This is a genomic window from Gordonia sp. PS3 (assembly GCF_041950545.1).
GTDB classification, from domain to species: Bacteria; Actinomycetota; Actinomycetes; order Mycobacteriales; family Mycobacteriaceae; genus Gordonia; species Gordonia sihwensis.
The window spans coordinates 2,928,701-2,941,819 of record NZ_CP169524.1 but is presented as its reverse complement, the minus strand read 5'-3'; the positions used below and the strand labels follow the sequence as shown (position 1 = coordinate 2,941,819).

Annotated in this window: 13 protein-coding genes; 4 read left to right on the top strand and 9 right to left on the bottom strand. The window is 67.8% G+C overall.

Annotated features, from left to right (window positions below; translation table 11 throughout):
* Positions 1-78 precede the first annotated feature (78 nt).
* Together ACE11G_RS13505 and ACE11G_RS13500 are read left to right on the top strand one after the other, a co-directional pair.
* Positions 79-1,083, top strand: a complete 1,005-nt coding sequence (locus ACE11G_RS13505) for an ATP-binding cassette domain-containing protein (RefSeq protein WP_346074657.1) — start codon at positions 79-81, stop codon at positions 1,081-1,083.
* Positions 1,067-1,828: an ABC transporter permease gene (locus ACE11G_RS13500; protein WP_062368019.1), complete on the top strand. Its 762-nt coding sequence runs from the start codon at positions 1,067-1,069 to the stop codon at positions 1,826-1,828. The genes ACE11G_RS13505 and ACE11G_RS13500 overlap by 17 nt, the downstream gene beginning before the upstream one ends.
* 37 nt (positions 1,829-1,865) lie before the next feature.
* Here the strand turns inward: ACE11G_RS13500 and ACE11G_RS13495 are convergent, their stop codons facing one another.
* The 5 genes from ACE11G_RS13495 to ACE11G_RS13475 all read right to left on the bottom strand — a co-directional run bounded on the left by ACE11G_RS13495 (position 1,866) and on the right by ACE11G_RS13475 (position 7,063).
* Entirely contained in the window at positions 1,866-2,984 is a 1,119-nt protein-coding gene (locus tag ACE11G_RS13495; protein ID WP_045538511.1) for a beta-ketoacyl-ACP synthase 3, read from the bottom strand.
* A 63-nt stretch (positions 2,985-3,047) separates the two neighbouring features.
* Positions 3,048-4,352 carry an MFS transporter gene (locus ACE11G_RS13490; protein ID WP_062368020.1) on the bottom strand — a complete coding sequence of 435 codons (1,305 nt, stop codon included), beginning with the start codon at positions 4,350-4,352 and terminating at the stop codon, positions 3,048-3,050.
* Positions 4,349-5,713, bottom strand: a complete 1,365-nt coding sequence (locus ACE11G_RS13485; protein ID WP_375002538.1) for a GH1 family beta-glucosidase — start codon at positions 5,711-5,713, stop codon at positions 4,349-4,351. The genes ACE11G_RS13490 and ACE11G_RS13485 overlap by 4 nt, the downstream gene beginning before the upstream one ends.
* A 154-nt stretch (positions 5,714-5,867) precedes the next feature.
* Positions 5,868-6,434, bottom strand: coding sequence for an aminoacyl-tRNA hydrolase (gene pth / locus ACE11G_RS13480; protein ID WP_045538499.1), 567 nt, complete (start codon positions 6,432-6,434; stop codon positions 5,868-5,870).
* Between the two features lie 23 nt (positions 6,435-6,457).
* On the bottom strand, positions 6,458-7,063 hold the full coding sequence (locus ACE11G_RS13475; RefSeq protein ID WP_006897698.1) for a 50S ribosomal protein L25/general stress protein Ctc: 606 nt from the start codon (positions 7,061-7,063) through the stop codon (positions 6,458-6,460).
* A 164-nt stretch (positions 7,064-7,227) separates the two neighbouring features.
* Between ACE11G_RS13475 and ACE11G_RS13470 the strand changes: the two genes are divergently transcribed.
* Positions 7,228-7,683, top strand: a complete 456-nt coding sequence (locus ACE11G_RS13470) for a limonene-1,2-epoxide hydrolase family protein (protein WP_045538500.1) — start codon at positions 7,228-7,230, stop codon at positions 7,681-7,683.
* 38 nt (positions 7,684-7,721) lie between these two features.
* On the opposite strand, the gene arsC is transcribed toward ACE11G_RS13470, so the two are convergent.
* Both arsC and ACE11G_RS13460 read right to left on the bottom strand, forming a co-directional pair.
* Positions 7,722-8,066 carry an arsenate reductase (glutaredoxin) gene (gene arsC / locus ACE11G_RS13465; protein ID WP_006897700.1) on the bottom strand — a complete coding sequence of 115 codons (345 nt, stop codon included), beginning with the start codon at positions 8,064-8,066 and terminating at the stop codon, positions 7,722-7,724.
* A 34-nt stretch (positions 8,067-8,100) separates the two neighbouring features.
* The gene (locus ACE11G_RS13460; protein WP_045538502.1) at positions 8,101-8,691 is read right to left on the bottom strand and encodes a TetR/AcrR family transcriptional regulator; all 591 of its coding nucleotides are present in this window, start codon (positions 8,689-8,691) and stop codon (positions 8,101-8,103) included.
* Positions 8,692-8,855: 164 nt separating this feature from the next.
* On the opposite strand from ACE11G_RS13460, the gene ACE11G_RS13455 reads away from it, so the two are divergent.
* The gene (locus ACE11G_RS13455) at positions 8,856-10,340 is read left to right on the top strand and encodes an MFS transporter (protein ID WP_062368021.1); all 1,485 of its coding nucleotides are present in this window, start codon (positions 8,856-8,858) and stop codon (positions 10,338-10,340) included.
* 109 nt (positions 10,341-10,449) lie between these two features.
* On the opposite strand, the gene ACE11G_RS13450 is transcribed toward ACE11G_RS13455, so the two are convergent.
* Entirely contained in the window at positions 10,450-11,427 is a 978-nt protein-coding gene (locus ACE11G_RS13450; RefSeq protein WP_006897703.1) for a ribose-phosphate diphosphokinase, read from the bottom strand.
* A gap of 90 nt (positions 11,428-11,517) precedes the next feature.
* Positions 11,518-13,056: a bifunctional UDP-N-acetylglucosamine diphosphorylase/glucosamine-1-phosphate N-acetyltransferase GlmU gene (gene glmU, locus ACE11G_RS13445; RefSeq protein WP_375002534.1), complete on the bottom strand. Its 1,539-nt coding sequence runs from the start codon at positions 13,054-13,056 to the stop codon at positions 11,518-11,520.
* Between the last annotated feature and the right edge of the window lie 63 nt (positions 13,057-13,119).

Below are 13,119 nucleotides of genomic sequence, written 5' to 3'. Positions count from 1 at the left end.
ACATGACCGGCCATTGACACGCCGCCTGCCGTCGTCGCACTATTGACTAGTCAAATTTGACTACCGGAAGGAACCGGGATGATTCACGCACGCGGACTCGTCGCGACTTTCGTCACCGGCAAGGGCAAGTCCAAACGCGAGGTCCGTGCGGTCGACGGCGTCGACCTGGACATCGCCGAAGGGGAGGTGGTGGGCTTCCTCGGCCCCAACGGCGCGGGCAAGACGACGACCTTGCGAATGCTGACTACGCTCCTGCGCCCGACGGCGGGGACCGCGACGGTCAACGGGTACGACGTCACCACCGAGTCGGTTCAGGTGCGGCGCAGCATCGGCTATGTCTCCCAGATGGGTGCGACGTTCTCTCAGGCGCTGGCCGGAGACGAGGTGGCCGACCACGGCCAGTTGTACGGCATGAGCAGACGTGACGCCGTGCGACGAGGTAAGGAACTGTTCGCGCAACTGCAACTCGACGGACTGTGGGATCGCATGCCCAAGAACATGTCGGGCGGTCAGCGGCGCCGACTCGACATCGCGATGGGACTGATCCACGATCCGACGCTGGTCTTCCTCGACGAGCCGACGACGGGGCTGGACCCGCAGGCGCGCGCGAACCTGTGGGAACACATCTCCAAGCTGCGCACCGAGCGCGGTGCCACGGTGTTCCTGACCACTCATTACCTGGACGAGGCGGACGCGCTCTCGGACCGGATCATGATCATCGACAACGGCCGGATCGTCGCGGCCGACACACCGGAGAACCTCAAGTCACAGGTGTCCGGCGATCTGGTGCACCTGGAGTTCGGCGCCGGTGAACCCGTCGCACGCGCGGCGGCGCAACTGGAGTCGCTCGGTGCCACCGAGATCCGCGTCGACGGCGTCGGAGTCCGGGCCCGGCTCCGCGGGTCGGCGAAGGTGGTGCCGGGGCTGTTGCGCGAACTCGAGGCGAGAGGCAACACGATCGAGTCCATCGAGATCATGCGGCCGACCCTCGACGATGTCTTCCTGACCCTGACCGGCCGCAGTCTTCGCGATGCGGAGGCCGCTGCCGACACCGAGGAGGTGTCCGATGAGATTTCTGCGTGAGTCGTACATCGTCTTCCGCCGGCAGCTGCGGATGAATCTGCGCAATCCCGCGTGGGTCCTCATCGGCATCATGCAACCGGTGATGTATCTGGTCCTCTTCGGGCCGTTGCTGAAACCGCTGGTCGCGCAGTTCCCGGGAGTCGGCGACAACGCGTACACTTTCCTCGTTCCCGGTCTGCTGGTGCAGCTCGGAATGTTCGGTGCCATGTTCGCCGGGTTCGGGCTGATCGGCGAGTGGCGTGAGGGCGTCATCGAAGCCGAGCGCGTGACACCGGCCGGCCGGACCTCGCTGCTGTTCGGCCGGCTCCTACGCGACCTCCTGCAGCTGCTCGTCCAGGCACTGATCCTCGTGGCTCTCGGCTACGCGATGGGAATGCGGGCCTCGGTGCCGGGCATCGTTCTCGGCATCGTCATCACGCTGTTGGTCGGCGGTGCCTGCGCCGCCGCGTCGAACGCCTTGGCACTCACCACCAAGAGCGAGGACGTGATGGCGCCGGTCCTCAACATGCTGCTGATGCCGATCCTGCTGCTGTCGGGCATCCTCCTGCCGATGACTCTCGGGCCGGCGTGGCTCGAGCGCGTGTCGGACTTCATGCCCTTCCGCTGGATCGTGGACTCGGTGCGCAGTTCGTTCCTCGGCGACGTGATGTCGTCGCAGGTGGCGTGGGGTCTGCTGGCGGCGATCGTGCTCAGCGCCCTGGGCGGATGGTGGGGCACCAGCGTCTTCCGGAAGGAGAACGCCTGAGCGCGACCGGCGTCAGTCGACCGCGTCAGGGCCGGCGTCAGTCGACGATGCCGGCCAGATGCGCGGCGAGGGGTCCCGGCTCGGCCTCGTCGAGCCCGTCGAAGGACGAGACGGTCGGGGCCGGCGGAAGTGTCGCCACGCAGCCGGCGTAGCTCAGACCCGCGCCGAAGCCGAGGATGAGGGCCAGCTGGCCGCCCTGGGCCTTGCCGGTCGCCAGCATCTCCTCGATGGCCAGCGGGATCGAGGCCGCCGACGTGTTCGCGGTGTTCTCGATGTCGCCCGCCATCGGCAGGTCGTCGGGCAGGCCGAGATTCTTCCGCATCAGCTCGTTGATCCGGGCGTTGGCCTGGTGCGGGACGAAGACCTCGATGTCCGAGGGCCCCGCACCCGACTCGGTGAGCAGCTTGGTCAGCGCCTTGGGCAGGGTGATGGCGGCCCAGCGGAACACCCTGGGCCCCTCCATCTTGATGATCATCCGCCCGACGGGATCGGTCTGCGGATCCTTCTCCTGGTACTCGACCGATCGTGCCATGTAGTCGACGGTGTTGATGTTCTGCGCGATGGCCTCGGCGTTCTCGCCGTCGCTGCCGGACACCACCGGGGAGATTCCGTTCACCTCGCTCGGCCCCACGACCACCGCTCCGGCCCCGTCTCCGAAGATGAATCCGGTGCTGCGGTCGGTCGGGTCGAGACCGACGGACATGGTCTCGACGCCGATGACGACGGCATAGTGTGCGCTGCCCGCGCGGAGCGCGTCGGCGGCGACGCCGAGGGCGTAACCGAAGCCGCCGCAGCCTGCCGCCACATCGAAGGCGGGGATGCCGTTGAGGCCGATGTCGGAGGCGATGATCGGGGCTCCGTGCGGGACGTTCCACGGCCAGCTGCTGGTGGCGAGGATGATCAGATCGATCTTCTCGCGATCGACACCGGAGTTGACGATCGCGCGATCGGCGGCCGCCGCTGACATGCTCCGCATCGTCTCGTCGCCGCTGATCCAGCGACGGTTGCGGATGCCGCTGCGCTCGAAGATCCAGTCGTCGGACGAGTCGAGCACCCGGCACAGCTGGTCGTTGGTGATCAGTCGCTTGGGGCGGTATGCGCCGATGCCCAGCATCGCAACGTTCGGGTGGCCCGACGGGGTAGCCAATGTCGCCAAGATTCGTCCGTTCTCATTGCTCGATTCCGGCGACCGTGGTGCGCCGGACACTCGGGCGTAATTCTACTTCCGGGCCGAACCGGCGTCGGCAGAGGATGTCGGCTCGACGACCGCGGGGGCGGAGTCGGTGTTCCGGGCGCCCAGCGTCATCAGGCCTCCGACCACGGACAACACACATGCCATCGCGAAGACCAGCCAGAATCCGCCGACCGCGGCGACCAGTCCCGCTCCCAGCATGGGCCCGACCAACTGACCCAGGGCCGCGGAGACGTTGACGATGCCGAGGTCCCGGCCGTGATCCTCCACGTGCGGCAGCAGATCGGTGGCGAACGCGAGGCCGACGGTCATGAACGCGCCGTAGCCGACACCCATGAGAGCCGCGCCGGCCATCGTGACCGCATACGTGGGATGCGCGAGGATCACCAGTCCCGAACAGGCCTGGACCATCGCCGCGACGACGGTGAGCGTCCGGCGGTGGCCCCGACGGTCGGAGATCATCCCGAAGATCACGGAGCTGCCGACCACGAAGATCGTGTACACGACGATCAGGATCAGCAGATTGTCCTCGGCCGCGTCCTTGTCCTGGTGCAGGCCGTAGAGGAGGAAGAACAGGAACAACGATGTTCCGAGTGCGTTGCCGACGTTGGCGATGAGTCGACCGCCGAGCATCCAGCAGAAGTCGCGGTCTCGCAAGGACGCCCAGCGTGGGCGGTCGGTGATGCCGATCGCGAGTTCGCTGCGCGGCGCCGGGCGGTCGGGCAGGCCCATCGACGCCCACGTGCCGACCACGACGACGAGTGCGGCCAGCACCAGATAACCGGGCAGGACGTCCAGACCGAGGACCACCACCGTGCCCACGCCCAGGACGATGCCGAGGGCCTGCGAGGAACCGATGGCCGCCGAGGCCGCGCCGCGCTGGTCGGGCGCCAGCTGATCGGGGATCATCGCGGTGAACGCCGCCGATGCCACCGCTACTGCCACCGAGACCCCGACCCAGCAGATCGCCACCAGCCAGGGACGGTGGGCGAGCCCGGTCAGCGCGAGGAAGAGCGCGATGCCCCAACTGCCGCCGAGCGCCCAGACTCGGCGTCGGCCGCCCAGCCACGACGGGAACCGGGAGCCGTCGGTGCGGTCGGACGCGGCACCCGCGAGCGGACCGGCGACCACGCCCGCCAGGGCGCCGATGCCGAGGATGAGGCCGGACACCACCACGCTGTGGATCCAGCGGTCGCCGTCGTCGGAGGTCTGCGAGTCGAGCTGCAGCGGCAACAGCAGTTGCAGGGGTGTCAGCTGCGCCATCCAGATCACCAGCCAGGCGAGCGTGAACAGTGTCATCCAGCGGCGCCCGATCGGGGCGGGGCGGTTCACGCGCGGTTCCCCTCGATGACGCGGCGGTACCAGTCGTAGGAGGCCTTGGGCGTGCGCTTGGCGGTGTCGAAGTCGACGTGAACCAGGCCGAAGCGCTGGGTGAAGCCGTCGGCCCACTCGAAGTTGTCGATCAGCGACCACACCGTGTACTCCTCGACGTCGGCGCCGGCGGCGATGGCCGCTCCCACCGCGCGGATATGACCGTCCAGATACGAGATCCGGTCAGCGTCGTCGACGCGTGCGGCACGGTCCGGCTCGGGGAACGAGGCGCCGTTCTCACTGACGATCAGGGGCGGGAGGTCGCGATAGCGCTCGGTGAAGTCGACGAGCAGCGCGGTGAGCGCTTCGGGGACGATCGGCCACTCGTCGCCGAATCCGGTGACCGGTGCCCCCGGGGTGGGGACGATGTCGAAGGGGATCGGATTGTCCTCGCCCGTCGGAGCGGTCACCGTCGTCGGGTTGTAGAAGTTGACCGCGTAGAAGTCGGGCGCCTGGCCGATCGTCTCCATGTCGCCCTCGCGCACCGGCATCTCGTGGCCGAACGCGGACAGGTCCGGGTACGCGCCGGTGAGAATCGGATCGGCGAAGATGCGATTGTGGAGCAGGTCGTAGGCGTCCACGGCCGAACGATCGGCGGGGGACTCGGGATTCAGCGGCCGGACGTGCGTGTGGTTGTTGGCGACGCCGACGGCGTCGGCTCCGGCCGCCCGCAGCGCTCGGGTGGCCAGACCGTGAGCCAGCAGTTGGTGATGGGCGGTCGGGAGGGCGTCGAAGAGCAGGAACTCTCCGGGCGCGAGCGCGCCGACGGCGTAGCCCTGGAGCGTGGTCATCGCGGGTTCGTTGATCGTGTACCAGTTCTTCACCCGGTCGCCGAGCCGGTCGGCGACGAGTTCCGTGTAGTCCGCGAAGCGTGCGGCGGTGTCGCGTGAGCACCAGCCGCCGGCCTCGTGAATCGGCACCGGCAGATCCCAGTGATACAGCGTGGGAAAGGGCGTGACGCCCGCCGCGAGCAGATCGTCGACCAGTCGCGAGTAATAGTCCAGGCCCGCGGGGTTCGAAGGCCCGGTGCCGTCTGGCTGCACCCGGGTCCATGAGATGGAGAACCGGTAGCGGTCGAGCCCGAGGCCGGCGGCGAGCGCGACGTCCTCGGCCCACCGGTGATAGCTGTCGGGGCCTGGTTCGGCGGTGGAACCGTCGATCACCTTGCCGGGCGTCTGCACCCACAGATCCCACACCGACCGACCGCGGCCGCCTTCGTCGCGCGCACCCTCGATCTGGAACGCTGCCGTAGCCGCCGACCAGCGGATCGGGCGGGGCAGCCCGGGGATGTCGGTTCTGGTGTCGCCTGCGGGCGCCGTCATACCGATGACCTCCTTCATGTCGCGGGATTTGATCAATTGATCAAGAGTCGACTGAGGACATCATCGCCGACGGCGAGGGGATCGGGAAGGCGGTCGCGCAAATTTGTCCCGACGGCCGCAGGCTCGTCGGGCGGGTCCGGTGACGTCGGGCCGACTACCAGGCGTGAACGACGTTCTGAGCGGCTTCGAGTCCCTGCTTCACGAGCAGTTCGGCGGCGTCGACACCGTTGGCCACCAGCAGTTCCACCTCGGCCTTCGCCGAACCGGGAAACGGTTTGAGGACGTAATCGGCCGGATCCTGACGTCCGGGCGGGCGCCCGATGCCGAGACGGACGCGCAGGTAGTCGCGGGTACCGAGGGTCTGGCTGATCGAGCGCAGGCCGTTGTGCCCGCCTTCACCGCCGCCGAGTTTGAGACGCACGGCACCGAAGTCGATGTCGAGCTCGTCGTGGAGCACGATCAGGTCGCCGGGAGCGACCGAGTAGTACGACGCCAGCGGGCCGATCTGCCTGCCCGTGACGTTCATGTACGTCCGTGACTTCGCGACCAGTACCGGTTCGCCGCCGATGCGCACAGTGGCGGTCAGCGCGCCGGAGCGCTTGTGCACGGAGAATTTCTCGCCATACGAGGAGACCAGGCCGTCGGCGACCATCGCGCCGACGTTGTGCCTGGTCTTCTCGTAAGCGGGACCGGGATTGCCCAGTCCGACAATGAGTTTCACTCAGAGCCGTCCAGCCGGGGAGATCACTCCGCGGCGTCCTCGGCGGCTTCCTCGTCGGCCTCCTCGCCCACGGTCTCCGCGGCGGTCTTGGCGGCCTCGATGGTGACCACGAGGGTCTCGGGGTCGGTGATCAGCTCGACGCCCGCCGGCAGCTTCAGGTCGGCGGCGGTGACGTTGGTGCCCGCGGGGAGGTTGTGGACGTCCACGACGATGTTCTCCGGGATGTGCAGGGCCTCGGCCTCCACCTCGACGGCGCTGGCGTCCTGAATGGTGAGCGTGCCGCTGGCGGCGACGCCCTCGATCAGGATGGCGACCTCGACGTTGACCTTCTCGCCGCGCTTGACGATGAGCAGGTCGACGTGCTCGATGTAGTTGCGGATCGGGTGGACGTCGACCTGCTTGGTCAGCGCGAGCTGCTTCTGGCCGGCGATGTCGAGCTCCACTACGGCGTTGACACCGTTGGCGCGCAGAATGGCGGCGAGTTCACGGTCGGGGAGCAGCAGGTGCTCCGGGTCGGTGCCGTGGCCGTACAGGACGGCGGGGACCTGGCCTGCGGCGCGGGCGCGGCGCGCGGCGCCCTTGCCCTTCTCTTCACGGACGGCGGCGGCGAGCTGCGGGGCGGTAGCCATGCGATTCTCCTCGGTTCGGGATTCTTCGTGGTGGCGCCTCAGCGTCGCCGCACACGGTCGAGGAGTGGACTGACGACGCAGTCCGCAGAGCTGGTGACCGTCGCGCCGATAACGGTGACTTCGCACCCTCGCCGAGACAACAGCGGCAAGAATACCATCGGAGCATGACCTCACAGAAACCGACGGATCTCGTCCACGCCTTCTTCGCCGACCTCGCCCAGGGTCGGGTCGAGGCGGCCCTGGAATGCGTGGACGACGAGATCGTGTACGCCAACGTCTCGCTGCCGACCGTACGAGGCAAGCGACGGTTCGCGAAGGTGATGCGCGGGCTCAACGGCGATCGCATCGGATTCGACGCGCAGATCCGCGCGATCAGCGCCGACGACGACGGCGTGGTGCTGACCGAGCGGATCGATGAACTGCGGGTGGGGCCGTTGCGGATCCAGTTCTGGGTATGCGGCCGCAACGAGGTACGCGAAGGCCGGATCGCCGTGTGGCGTGACTACTTCGACTTCTGGAACTGCACCCGGGGATTCGTCCGCGCGCTCGCCGCGGTGGTCGTTCCGGGTTTGCATCGGCCGCTCGAGGATCCGGTGAGTGCGTACAGCGTGAATCGTTAGCGGGGCCGAATCGTGAGCGGGGCTGAATCCTTAGCGGGCTACGGCAGGATCTCGTCGAGTCGGTCCATCGGCCGGGCGAGCCGGGTGCCTTTCTCGGTGACGACGAAGGGCCGCTCCACCAGAACCGGATGGTCGACCATCGCATCGAGCAGCTCGTCGTCCGAGGCGTCGGCGAGCCCGAGTTCCTTGTACAGCTTCTCGCGTCTGCGGACCGCCTGAGCGGGCGTCAGTCCGGCGGCGTCGAACATGGCCGTGAGCTGTTCGCGCGTCCAACCGGTGTCGAGGTACTTGACGACCTCGGGCTCGACGCCCGCCTCGCGCAGCCGGGTGAGTGCGTTACGGGAGGTGGTGCAGCGGGGGTTGTGATAGATCGTGGCGTCCACGTGGTCCAGGTTACTGGGTGCCGGCTTGCTGCGATCAGCTCTGCTGGGGCCTGATCTGCTGGGGCCTGAGCCCGTCGGCCACCAGGGCGATCGAGCCGCGGGCGTGGTCGGAGGTCTCGCTGAGAAAGGCGATGCCGGTAAGTACGCGCAGGATGTCGACCGGATCCACGTCCTCGCGGATGGTGCCCGTTCGCCGTCCTTCGCTGAGGAACCGGACGAGTGCCGCGATCAGATTGTTGCGTGTCTCGGTCCGGAAGTCGGTATCCGAGGCCAACAGCGGGCGGATCGCGTCGGGGACGGCGCGATGGGTGATCAGCATGTCGACGAACCTGGTCATCCAGCCCTGCAATGCGGCGTGGGGCGTCGGCTCGTCGGTGAGGAAGTCCTCGGTGGTGTCGCAGAGGGTGGTGATCCGGTGCCGATAGACGGCCTCGATCAGGTGCGCGCGTGTGGGGAAGCGGCGGTAGAGCGTGCCGATCCCGACGTCGGCTTCCGCCGCGATGAGGGTGAGTGGGGCGTCTGCGCCCTCACGATCGATCACCGTCGTCGCCGCTGCGACAAGACGGTTGTAGTTCGCCTGCGCGTCTGAACGCAGGCGGGTCCCGGGCTCGGGTGCGGCAGGCACGTCGGTGTCCCCCGTTCCTCGTTCTCGTCGTCGCCGGTGTTGCAGATACGACAGTAGCCGCTCTCGCATTGCTATCCGGAGGACCCTCCGGATAGTGTGTGGACACACTCCTCGCGAGCGGGCACCGACCCGCTCGCATTCGTATCGGATGAGGTCGTTCTTAGATGGTTGAACAGAAGACGGGCCCGGAGGCCCTGGAGAAAGCGCCGGCCACCGGCGCCGTCGTAGCGGTCCTGGCGTTGGCCGGCATCGTCGTCTCCTTGATGCAGACGCTGGTGATCCCGATCATTCCGCACCTGCCGGAGTACTTGAACGCGCCGGCGTCCAATACCGCGTGGGTGATCACCGCGACACTGCTGGCAGCGGCGGTCGCGACGCCGGTGATGGGACGGCTGGGTGACATGTTCGGCAAGCGGCGCATGATGCTGGTGAGCATGGGCATCATGATCGTCGGTTCGGTGATCGGTGCGCTGAGCACGTCGGTGGTGCCGATGATCGTTGGACGAGCTCTGCAGGGTCTCGCGGCGGGTGTGATTCCGCTCGGCATCAGCGTGATGCGCGACGTGCTGCCGAAGGAGAAGTTGGCCGGCGCGGTCGCGACCATGAGTGCATCGCTGGGCGTCGGCGGTGCCTTCGGGCTTCCGCTGGCGGCACTGATCGCCGAGTACGCCGATTGGCACTGGCTCTTCTGGGTGTCGGCGATCATGGGTGTCGTAGGCGCGATCGCTGTCGTGATCGTGGTTCCGGAGTCGCCGGAGAAGTCGGGCGGCGGCTTCGACTACGTCGGCGCCGTGACGCTGTCGGGCGGTCTGCTCGCGCTGTTGCTCGCAGTCTCGAAGGGCGCCGATTGGGGCTGGTCGAGCGGCACCACCCTCGGCTGCTTCGCCGCAGCGATCGTGCTCTTCATCCTGTGGGTGAGCTGGGAGCTGCGCAGTTCGCAGCCGATCGTCGATGTCCGCGTCGCCGTCCGCCCGCAGGTGCTGTTCACCAACATCGCCTCGATCGTCTTCGGTTTCGCGATGTTCGCGGCGAGCATGGTCTTCCCGCAGGTGGTCCAGATGCCGGAGGCCACCGGCTACGGTCTCGGCGGGTCGATGATGGTGGCGGGCTTGGTGATGGCGCCGTTCGGCATCATGCTCCTGCTCGCGGCACCGCTCTCGTCGTGGCTGACCAACACCTTCGGACCGAGGATCACCCTGATGGTGGGCGCCATCGTGGTGGCGTTGGGCTACCTGCTCGGCGTCTTCGCCCTGCACTCGATCTGGCAGCTCATCGTCATCGGCATCATCATCGGATTCGGAACCGGACTCGCCTACGGTGCGATGCCCGCGCTCATCATGGGAGCGGTTCCGCCGTCGCAGACCGGTGCGGCGAACAGCTTCAACACGCTCATGCGTTCGCTCGGCACGTCCTTCGCCAGTGCGCTGGCGGGTGTGATCGTCGCGCAGATGACCATGACGCTCGGTGGCGTGGCAGTGCCGTCGGAGAGCGCGTTCCGCTGGATCATGGCGCTGGCCGCCGGCGCCGCCGTGGCCGCGCTGGTGCTGGCGTTCTTCATCCCCGGACGGTCCGACGCTCCGGGTGGCGCGGCGACCGGATCGGAGGAGACGGTCGACGTCGCGATCGAGGGAATCGAACAGACCGTCTGAACGGTCTGAACGGGCGGATCACGCCGCTTAGACGAACGCGAGACGCCATGGCCGGTCTCCCGGGCCATGGCGTCTCGCGTCGTGCCTTTCGCGTGGTATGCGGTACTGGTCAGGCGTTCCCGTTGAACAGGCTGGTGACCGAGCCGTTCTTGAACACCTCGAGGATGGTCTGCGCGAGCAGCGGTGCGATCGACAGGACCGTCAGGTTGTCGAAACGCTTGTCCTCGGGGATCGGCAGCGTGTCGGTCGCGATGACCTCCTTGGCGCCGCAGGTGGCGAGGCGCTCGGCGGCGGGATGCGAGAACACGCCGTGCGTGGTGGCGATGATGACGTCGCCGGCGCCGGCCTCCTTGAGGACCGACACGGCGCCCGCGATGGTGCCGCCGGTATCGATCATGTCGTCGATCAGCACGCAGGTCTTGCCCGCGACCTCACCGACGACGCGGTTCGACTTGATCTGGTTGGGGACGTCGGGGTCGCGCGTCTTGTGGACGAACGCCATCGGAGCACCGTCGAGCGAGTCGGCCCACTTCTCGCCGACCTTCACACGGCCGGCGTCCGGAGACACCACGCAGATGTTGTCGGTGCCGTACTTGTTGCGCACGTACTCGGCCAGCTGGCCCTGTGCGTGCATGTGGTCGACGGGGCCGTCGAAGAAGCCCTGGATCTGGTCGGTGTGCAGATCCACCGTCACGATGCGGTCGGCGCCCGCGGTCTTGAGCAGATCGGCGATCAGGCGCGCCGAGATCGGCTCGCGGCCGCGGTGCTTCTTGTCCTGGCGTGCGTAGGGATAGAACGGGATGATCGCCGTGATGCGCTTGGCCGAGCCGCGCTTGAGCGCGTCGATCATGATGAGGGTCTCCATGACCCACTGGTTCATCGGGTACGGGCAGCTCTGGAGCACGAAGGCGTCGCTGCCGCGGACCGACTCCTCGAAGCGGACGAAGATCTCGCCGTTCGCGAAGTCGCGCGCCGTCTGCGGGGTGATGTGAACGCCCAGCTCGTCCGACACGGCCTGCGCCAGTTCGGGATGTGCCCGTCCGGCGAACAGCATGAGGTTCTTCTGATTGTCGGTCGTCCAAGTCATGGGTGACTCATTCTCTCCTAGGCGGTCGGCTTCTGTACTCGGAGTGTGAGCGCCGGGGCGGTTCGTGGCCGCCGTCGGCGCAGGGTGACGCTATTCGGTTTGCTGGGTGTGATCGTGCTGGGTGTGATTCTGCTGGGTGTGATTCTGCTGGGCGGCGCGGGCGGCGTCGGCGGCAGGGGTGCCGGGGCGCTTGGCGATCACCCAATCGGCGATGTTGCGCTGGGCGCCCGCCGACACCGCGAGGGCTCCCGGCGGCACGTCGTCGCGCAGCACGGTGCCCGCGCCCGTGTAGACACCGTCGCCGATCGTGAGAGGGGCGACGAACATGTTGTCGCTGCCGGTGCGGCAGTGCGAGCCGATGACCGTCTTGTGCTTGGCCACGCCGTCGTAGTTGACGAAGACGCTCGACGCGCCGATGTTGGTCTTCTCGCCGATCTCCGCGTCGCCGACGTACGTCAGGTGCGGGACCTTGGTGCCCTGGCCGATCTGGGCGTTCTTGGTCTCGACGAACGTACCGATCTTTCCGTCTGCGCCGAGGACCGTGCCGGGTCGCAGATACGCGAACGGGCCGACGGCGGCGCCGGGCCCGATCTGCGCGTCGGAACCGTGGGTGCGGATCACCGCAGCTCCCTCGCCGACGGTCACGTCGGTGAGCGTCGTGTCGGGGCCGATCACCGCGTCGTCGGCGACGGAGGTCCGGCCGCGGAGCTGGGTGCCCGGCTCGACGCGCACGTCCCGGCCCAGCGTGACGTCGACGTCGATCCAGGTGGTCGCGGGGTCGACGACGGTGACGCCGGCGAGCATGTGCTTGCGGACGATCCGGCGATTCAGTTCGGCTCCGAGATCGGCCAACTGCGCGCGGTCGTTGCAGCCGGCGACCACGCTCGGATCGGAGACGGTGAGTGCGTGCACGGCCCGGCCGGCCTCGCGCGCGATGCCGACGAGATCGGTGATGTAGTACTCGCCCTGCACGTTGTCGGTGGACAGACTGGTCAGGCCGGTCCGCAGCATGTCGGCGGCGAACGCGTAGATCCCCGCGTTCACCTCGGTGATCGCGCGTTCGGTCTCGGTCGCGTCCTTGTGCTCGGTGATCGCCAGGACGTCCGACGACGCGATGTCCAGGCCGGGACCGCCCGCCCGGACGATTCGTCCGTAGCCGGTGGGGTCGTCGGCGATGAAGCTGGTCAGCGTGACGGCGGCCGGTTCGCCCGCGTCGTCGCGCAAGTGTTCGGCGACGAGCGCGGACAACGTGGCGCCGTCGAGCAGCGGGGCGTCGGCGACCGTGACCAAGACGGTTCCGGAGAAGTCGTCCGGGAGTCCGGTCATTCCGGCGCGGGCGGCGTCGCCGGTGCCCAACGGCTCATCCTGAACGGCGACGGTCACCGGCCTGCCGAGTTCCTCGGCGATCTCTCCGATGGCGGCGGTGACCCGCTCGCGTTCGTGACTGACGACGGCGACGAGGTGATCGGGGGCGAGTTCGGCGGCGCCGTGCAGTGCGTGGCCGAGCAGGCTGCGTCCGCCGATCTCGTGAAGGATCTTCGGGGTCTTCGACTTCATCCGGGTACCGGCACCCGCCGCCAGCACAATGACGGCGACTTCTTCGTTCGACTGGGCCGGTCGTCCGGTCATCCGAGTCCCTCCGCATCTCAAGGTCGCGAGCGTCGACGCACTCCTGCAGAGCTTTCCATCCCG

Bases quoted from the DNA above. Each gene is read 5' to 3' on its own strand.
- ACE11G_RS13505 (WP_346074657.1), top strand. From the start codon at position 79: ATGATTCACGCACGCGGACTCGTCGCGACTTTCGTCACCGGCAAGGGC.
- ACE11G_RS13500 (WP_062368019.1), top strand. From the start codon at position 1,067: ATGAGATTTCTGCGTGAGTCGTACATCGTCTTCCGCCGGCAGCTGCGG.
- ACE11G_RS13485 (WP_375002538.1), bottom strand. From the start codon at position 5,713: ATGACGGCGCCCGCAGGCGACACCAGAACCGACATCCCCGGGCTGCCC.
- ACE11G_RS13475 (WP_006897698.1), bottom strand. From the start codon at position 7,063: ATGGCTACCGCCCCGCAGCTCGCCGCCGCCGTCCGTGAAGAGAAGGGC.
- ACE11G_RS13470 (WP_045538500.1), top strand. From the start codon at position 7,228: ATGACCTCACAGAAACCGACGGATCTCGTCCACGCCTTCTTCGCCGAC.
- ACE11G_RS13455 (WP_062368021.1), top strand. From the start codon at position 8,856: ATGGTTGAACAGAAGACGGGCCCGGAGGCCCTGGAGAAAGCGCCGGCC.
- ACE11G_RS13450 (WP_006897703.1), bottom strand. From the start codon at position 11,427: ATGACTTGGACGACCGACAATCAGAAGAACCTCATGCTGTTCGCCGGA.
- glmU (WP_375002534.1), bottom strand. From the start codon at position 13,056: ATGACCGGACGACCGGCCCAGTCGAACGAAGAAGTCGCCGTCATTGTG.